This window comes from Noviherbaspirillum sp., assembly GCF_035627455.1.
Lineage (GTDB): Bacteria > Pseudomonadota > Gammaproteobacteria > Burkholderiales > Burkholderiaceae_D > Noviherbaspirillum.
Genome location: NZ_DASPLS010000008.1, coordinates 25,877 through 32,293, shown reverse-complemented (window position 1 = coordinate 32,293; position 6,417 = coordinate 25,877). Strand labels below are relative to the sequence as shown.

The 6,417-nt window shown below is 67.6% G+C and carries 4 protein-coding genes; 1 reads left to right on the top strand and 3 read right to left on the bottom strand.

Annotation, left to right across the window (positions count from 1 at the left end):
• A partial coding sequence (locus VEC01_RS01335; RefSeq protein ID WP_324897988.1) for a 3-deoxy-D-manno-octulosonic acid transferase occupies positions 1 to 580 on the top strand: 580 nt, incomplete at its 5' end.
• A 12-nt stretch (positions 581 to 592) separates the two neighbouring features.
• On the opposite strand, the gene VEC01_RS01330 is transcribed toward VEC01_RS01335, so the two are convergent.
• From VEC01_RS01330 to VEC01_RS01320, 3 genes are read right to left on the bottom strand one after another with little or no spacing between them, the layout of a single operon-like run.
• A complete protein-coding gene (locus VEC01_RS01330; protein ID WP_324897986.1) occupies positions 593 to 1,990 on the bottom strand; it encodes an efflux transporter outer membrane subunit in 1,398 nt (465 codons plus the stop codon).
• A complete protein-coding gene (locus VEC01_RS01325; RefSeq protein ID WP_324897984.1) occupies positions 1,987 to 5,136 on the bottom strand; it encodes an efflux RND transporter permease subunit in 3,150 nt (1,049 codons plus the stop codon). Before VEC01_RS01325 ends, VEC01_RS01330 begins: the two co-directional genes overlap by 4 nt.
• Positions 5,137 to 5,147: 11 nt before the next feature.
• Positions 5,148 to 6,356, bottom strand: a complete 1,209-nt coding sequence (locus VEC01_RS01320; protein ID WP_324897982.1) for an efflux RND transporter periplasmic adaptor subunit — start codon at positions 6,354 to 6,356, stop codon at positions 5,148 to 5,150.
• Positions 6,357 to 6,417: the final 61 nt, after the last annotated feature.

The following is a 6,417-nucleotide window of genomic DNA, read 5'->3' as shown; positions in this document are numbered from 1 at the left end:
GATGGGCGCCAGGCCGGTGCTGCTGTGCGCGAGCACGCGGGAAGGCGAGGAGGCGCTGATTCTCGACGCGCTGGCGCCGGCCGGACTGGAAGATTGCCTGCTCGTCATCGTGCCGCGCCATCCGCAGCGCTTCGACGAGGTCGCAGCGATGATCGAGGCTCGGGGCCTGAAGATGCAGCGTCGCTCGGCTCTGGGCGCGCCATTGGCGCACGACGTGCGCGTGCTGCTCGGCGATTCGATGGGCGAGATGTTCGCCTACTACGCCGCCTGCGACCTCGCCTTCATCGGCGGCAGCCTGCTGCCGCTCGGCGGGCAGAACCTGATCGAGGCCTGCGCGGTCGGCAAGCCGGTGCTGGTCGGGCCGCATACCTTCAACTTCAGTGTAGTGACCGAAGACGCGATTGCCGCGGGGGCGGCGCTGCGCGTACCCGACGCGGTGGCGATGCTGCACGGGGCCGCCACGCTGCTGCATGACGGCGCAGGCCGGGCCGCCATGGGGGAAAAGGCGCAGCGCTTCGCGCACCAGCACCGTGGCGCCACCACGCGTACCATAGCGATGCTCAAGCAGCTGATCCGGTAGGGCCGGCTGGCCTTACTTCACAGCACCTTCATTCAAGCCGCCCCCGAGCGCGCGGTACAAGTCAACCGCATTCGTCAACCGCAGCAACCGCGCCTGCACCAGCGTCTGTTGCGCCGAGAACAGTTCGCGCTCCGCATCCAGCAGCTCGAGCGAGCTAGACACACCGGCCCGGTAACGCTGGTCCACCAGCTTGAATCGCTCCGCCTGCGCTTCCAGCACCGCGCGCTGCGCATCGATCTGCTCTTCCAGCGCGCTGCGCGCGACCAGTGCATCCGACACTTCGCGGAACGCGACCTGGATGGTTTTCTCGTAGTCGGCGATCGCCACGTTGTTGCGCACCTGCGCCAGGTCCAGGTTCGCGCTGTTGCGCCCGGCGTCGAAGATCGGCAGCGCCAGCTGCGGCACGAAGGACCAGGTGCGCGAGCCGGATTCGAACAGGCCGGACAGCGCATTGCTGGCGGTGCCGGTGCTGGCGGTCAGCGCGATGCGCGGGAAGAACGCGGCGCGCGCGGCGCCGATGTTCGCATTCGCCGCGCGCAGGCGCTGCTCGGCGGCGCGGATGTCGGGGCGGCGTTCCAGCAGGTCGGACGGCAGGCCGGCCGGGATGTCGGTCACGAGGTTCTGCGCCGAGAGCCGCTGCGCGGCCGGCAGGTCCTTCAGCGGCGCGCCGACCAGCAGCGTCAACACGTTGCTTGCCTGCGCGCGCTGCCGCGTCAGCGCGGCCAGCGCGGCGCGCGCCGTCTGCACCAGCGTTTCGTTCTGGCGCAGGTCGAGCGCCGAGGAGGCGCCGACTTCGAAGCGCTGTTTGGCGAGCCTGTACGCGGCCTCGCGGCTCTCAAAGGTCTTGCGCGCCAGCTCGTATTGCTCGTCGAACGCCTGTTCGGCGAGATAGGCCTTGGCGACTTCCGCCACTAACGTGATGCGCAACGCGCGGGCGGCTTCCTCGCTGGCAAGGTATTGCGCCAGCGAGGCTTCGTTCAGGCTGCGCACGCGGCCGAAGAAATCCAGCTCGAACGCGGTGAGGCCGAGGCCGACCTGGTAGCTGCTGCCGACGGCGGTGCGGCCGGAAAGGGAGAGGTTTGCCGGCGTGCGCGTGCGCGTGCCGCTGGCCGTCGCGTTCAGGGCCGGCAGCAGTTCCGCCGACTGGATGTTGTACAGCGCGCGCGCCTCCTCGACACGCAAAGCGGCGATGCGCAGGTCGCGGTTGTTGGCGAGCGCCGCATCGATCAGCAACTGCAGCCGCTGGTCCGGAAAGAAATCGCGCCAGCCGGTGGCGGACGCGTTGCCGGCGGCGGTCTGCACCGGGAACGCGTCGGCGACCGGCGCCGCCGGACGTTCATAGGTGGGCGCCAGCGAGCAAGCCGACAGCACACCGGCAGCAAGCAGGGAAAGGGTGACTTGCTTGATCATGCTTTGGATTCCTCATGCTGGTGCGAGTGCGCAAGCGTGAATTCCTGTTCGCGCTTGCTGGCGGGGAAGAGCTTGCGGACCACGACGAAGAAGACCGGCACAAGGAACACCGCCAGCACCGTGGCGGTGATCATGCCGCCCATGACGCCGGTGCCGATCGCGCGCTGGCTGGCAGAGCCGGCGCCGGTAGCGATCACCAGCGGCAGCACGCCGAGGATGAAAGCCAGCGAGGTCATGATGATCGGGCGGAAGCGCAGGTGCACCGCTTCCAGCGTCGCTTCCACCAGGCTCCTGCCTTCTGCCTGCAGGTCCTTCGCGAATTCGACGATCAGGATCGCGTTCTTCGCCGACAGGCCGATGATCGCGATCAGGCCGACCTTGAAGTAGACGTCGTTGGGCATGCCGCGCAAGGTCGCGCCGAGCAGCGCGCCGAGCACGCCGAGCGGCACCACCAGCAGCACCGAGACCGGGATCGTGGTGCTTTCATAGAGCGCGGCCAGCACCAGGAACACCGCGATCAGCGACAGCGCGAACAGCGCCGGCGCCTGCGCGCCCGAGGTCTTTTCCTCGGCCGAGCCGGCGGTCCACTCGTAGCCGATGCCTTGCGGCAGCTGCGCGGCGAGCCTTTCCATTTCCGCCAGTGCCTCGCCGGTGCTGCGGCCGGGCGCCGCCTCGCCGGAAATGCGCATCGCCGGATAGCCGTTGTAGCGGATCAGCTGCACCGGGCCGGTGACCCAGCGCGAGGTCGCGAACGCCGACAGCGGCACCATGTTGCCCTGGCTGTTGCGCACATACAGGTTGAGCAGGTCCTGCGGCTGCAGCCGCTGCGGCGCATCGGCCTGCAGGATCACGCGCTGCTGGCGGCCGGCGTTCGGGAAGTCGTTCAGGTAGGCCGAGCCGATCGCGTTCGACAGCACGCTGCTGATGTCAGCGAAGGACACGCCGAGCGCATTGGCCTTGTAGCGGTCGATGTCGAGCTGCAGCTGCGGCGTGTCTTCCAGGCCTTCCGGGCGCACGCCGCGCACCACCTCGCTCTTGGCGGCCAGCCCGAGCAGTTGCCCGCGCGCCGCCAGCAGTGCTTCGTGCCCGAGCCCGCCGCGGTCCTGCAGGCGGAAGGTGAAGCCGGTGGCATTGCCGAGTTCGCGGATCGGCGGCGGGTTGACCGGGAAGATGATCGCATCCTTGATCTGCGACAGCGCGCCGAACGCGCGCGCGGCGATTTCCTGCGCCGACTGGCCGGCGCCGCGTTCGCTCCAGTCCTTGAGCGGCGTAAATACCAGCGCCGCGTTCTGGCCGCTGCCGGCGAAGCTGAAGCCGCGCACCGCGACGGTGCGCGCCACGCTCGGCTGGTTCAGGTAATAGTCCTCGACCTGCTTGATCACCTCCAGCGTGCGGTTGGCGCTCGCGCCGGGCGGCAGCTGCACGTTGGTGATCAGGTAGCCCTGGTCTTCCGCCGGCAGGAAGGAGGTCGGCAGGCGCGCGTAGAGCAGCGCGACGACGCCGATGATCAGGCCGTAGATGACCATGTAGCGGCCGGTCTTGCCGAGCATGCGCGCGACGAAGCCCTGGTAGTTGGTCGCGGTGCTGTGGAAGCCGCGGTTGAACCAGCCGAAGAAGCCGCGCTTGGCATGATGGTGGCCGGCCTGCACCGGCTTGAGGATGGTGGCGCACAGCGCCGGCGTCAGCGACAGCGCCATCAGCGCCGAGTACAGCATGGCGGACACCATCGCCAGTGAGAACTGGCGGTAGATCGCGCCGACCGCGCCGCCGAAGAAGGCCATCGGGATGAATACCGCGACCAGCACCAACGTGATGCCGACGATGGCGCCGGTGATCTGCCCCATCGCCTTCTTCGTGGCTTCGCGCGGCGACAGACCTTCCTCGCTCATGATCCGCTCGACGTTTTCCACCACCACGATCGCATCGTCGACCAGGATGCCGATCGCCAGCACCATGCCGAACATGGTCAGCACGTTGATCGAGTAGCCGAAGGCGAGCATGGTGGCAAAGGTGCCCATCAGCGCCACAGGCACCACGATGGTCGGGATAAGCGTGTAGCGGATGTTCTGCAGGAACAGGTACATCACCAGGAACACCAGCAGCACCGCTTCGAGCAGCGTCTTCACCACTTCCTCGATGGAAATCTGCACGAACAGCGAGGTGTCGTAGGGAATGTCGTACTTCACGCCGGGCGGGAAGAACTTCGACAGCTCGTCCATCTTCGCGCGCACCGCCTTCGCGGTTTCCAGTGCATTGGCAGTAGGCGACAGCAGCACGCCGACCGCCGAGGTCGGGTTGCCGTTCAGGCGCGCGGCGGTGGAATAGGATTGCCCGCCGATCTCGATGCGGGCCACGTCGCGCAGGCGCACGACGGCGCCGGTCGGCGTCGCGCGCAGCACGATGTTGCCGAATTCCTCGGGAGACGTCAGCTGGCCGTTGACTACGATCGGCGCGGAGATCTGCTGCGCCTCGGTGCTCGGCAAGTCGCCCAGCGTGCCCGACGCGACCTGCGCGTTCTGGCCGCGGATTGCGGCGGCGACATCGGCCGGGGTCAGCTTGAAGCCGACCAGCTTGGAGGCGTCGAGCCAGATGCGCATCGCGCGTTCGGTGCCGAACAGCTGCGCATTGCCCACGCCCGGCACGCGCTTGAGTTCATTGAGCACGTTGCGCGACAGGTAATCGCCGAGCGCCACCGGGTCGAGCCGGCCGTCGGTCGAGGACAGCGTGGTAAACAGCAGGAAGTTGCTGCGCGCCTTGCTCACCTGCACGCCCTGCTGGATCACCGCCTGCGGCAGGCGCGATTCCACGCGTTTCAAGCGGTTCTGCACGTCCACCGCCGCCAGGTCCGGGTTCGTGCCGGGGGTGAAGGTGACCGTGATCTGCGACTGGCCGTTGGCTTCGCTCTGCGATTCCATGTATTGCAGGCCGTCTGCGCCGTTCATTTCCTGCTCGATGATGCTGGTCACGCTCTCGTCGAGCGTCCTGGCCGATGCGCCGGGATAGACCGCGGTGATCACCACCGAAGGCGGAGCGATGGTCGGGTACTGCGCGATCGGCAGCCGCGTGATCGACAGCGCGCCGGCCAGCAGGATGAAAAGGGCGATGACCCAGGCGAACACCGGGCGATCGATGAAAAACTTTGCCATGGCGGGCGTCCTTATTGAGCCTTCGGTTGCTGTGCTGCCGGTTGCGCAGCCTTGCCGTTATCCGGCGCGACGGCCTTCCAGGGCACCGGCTTGACCGGTGAACCCGGCTTCGCCTTCTGGAAGCCTTCGACGATCACGCGGTCGCCCTGCTTCAGGCCTTCGCTGACGATCCAGGCGTTTCCTTGCGCGTTGTCCGCCTTGACCGGCTGAGCGGCAACCTTTCCGTCTTCACCCACCAGCAGCACCGTGGCGCCGTTCGGGCTGCGCTGCACCGCCTGCTGCGGCACGGTGATCGCGTTTTCGCTGACCGCCTGTTCCAGCCGCGCGCGCACATACATGCCGGGAAGCAGGAACCGGTCGGGATTCGGGAATTCCGCGCGCAGCGTGATCGCGCCGGTGCTTTCTTCCACGGCGATATCGGAAAACAGCAGCCTGCCGGCGTGCGGGTAGGGCGTGCCGTCTTCCATCACCAGGGTCACCGTCGCCTTGTCGCGGCCGACGCTCTTCAGGCGTCCGCTCGCCATCGCGCGCTTCAACTGCAGCACTTCCGAGGTCGACTGCGTGAGGTTGACGTAGACCGGATCGAGCTGCTGGATCGATGCCAGCGGGGTTGCTTCTCCCTGCCCGACCAGCGCGCCCTCGGTCACCTGCGCGCGGCCGATGCGTCCGGAAATCGGCGCGGTGACGGTTGCATAGCCAAGGTTCAGGCGCGCGTTCTCCTGGGTTGCCTTCGCCGCCGCGAGGTCGGCGGCAGCCTGTTTCTGGGCGGTCAGCGCGTCGTCGTATTCCTGCTTGCTGATCGCATTGGTTTCCACCAGCGGCTTGTAACGCTGCACCCTCAGCGTGGTTTGCGCAAGATTGGCTTCGGCTTTCGCAACGGTGGCCTGCGCGCTGTTGAAGCTGGCCTGGAACGGCGCGGCATCGATGCGGAACAGCACTTCGCCCGCCTTCACTTCGCTGCCCTCGCGGAACACGCGCTTCTGCACGATGCCCGGCACGCGCGCCCGCACCTGCGCCACGCGCGTCGCCTCCACCCGGCCCGGCAGTTCGGTCGTCATGACGATGCGTTCGGGCGCGACCGTGACCACCGCCACCTCGGGCGGCGGCGGCGTGCCGCCGGCCGGCGCCTGCGCCGCCGCGTTTTTCTGGCCGCAGCCGGCCAGGCTGAACAACATCCACATCAGCGCCGCGACCGGCGCAATTCGATGAACAAAAATCATGACTTACTCGCAAAGAATCGGGAAAACCCCTGCGGCGGCAGGGATTTGGTGCCAGGATGGC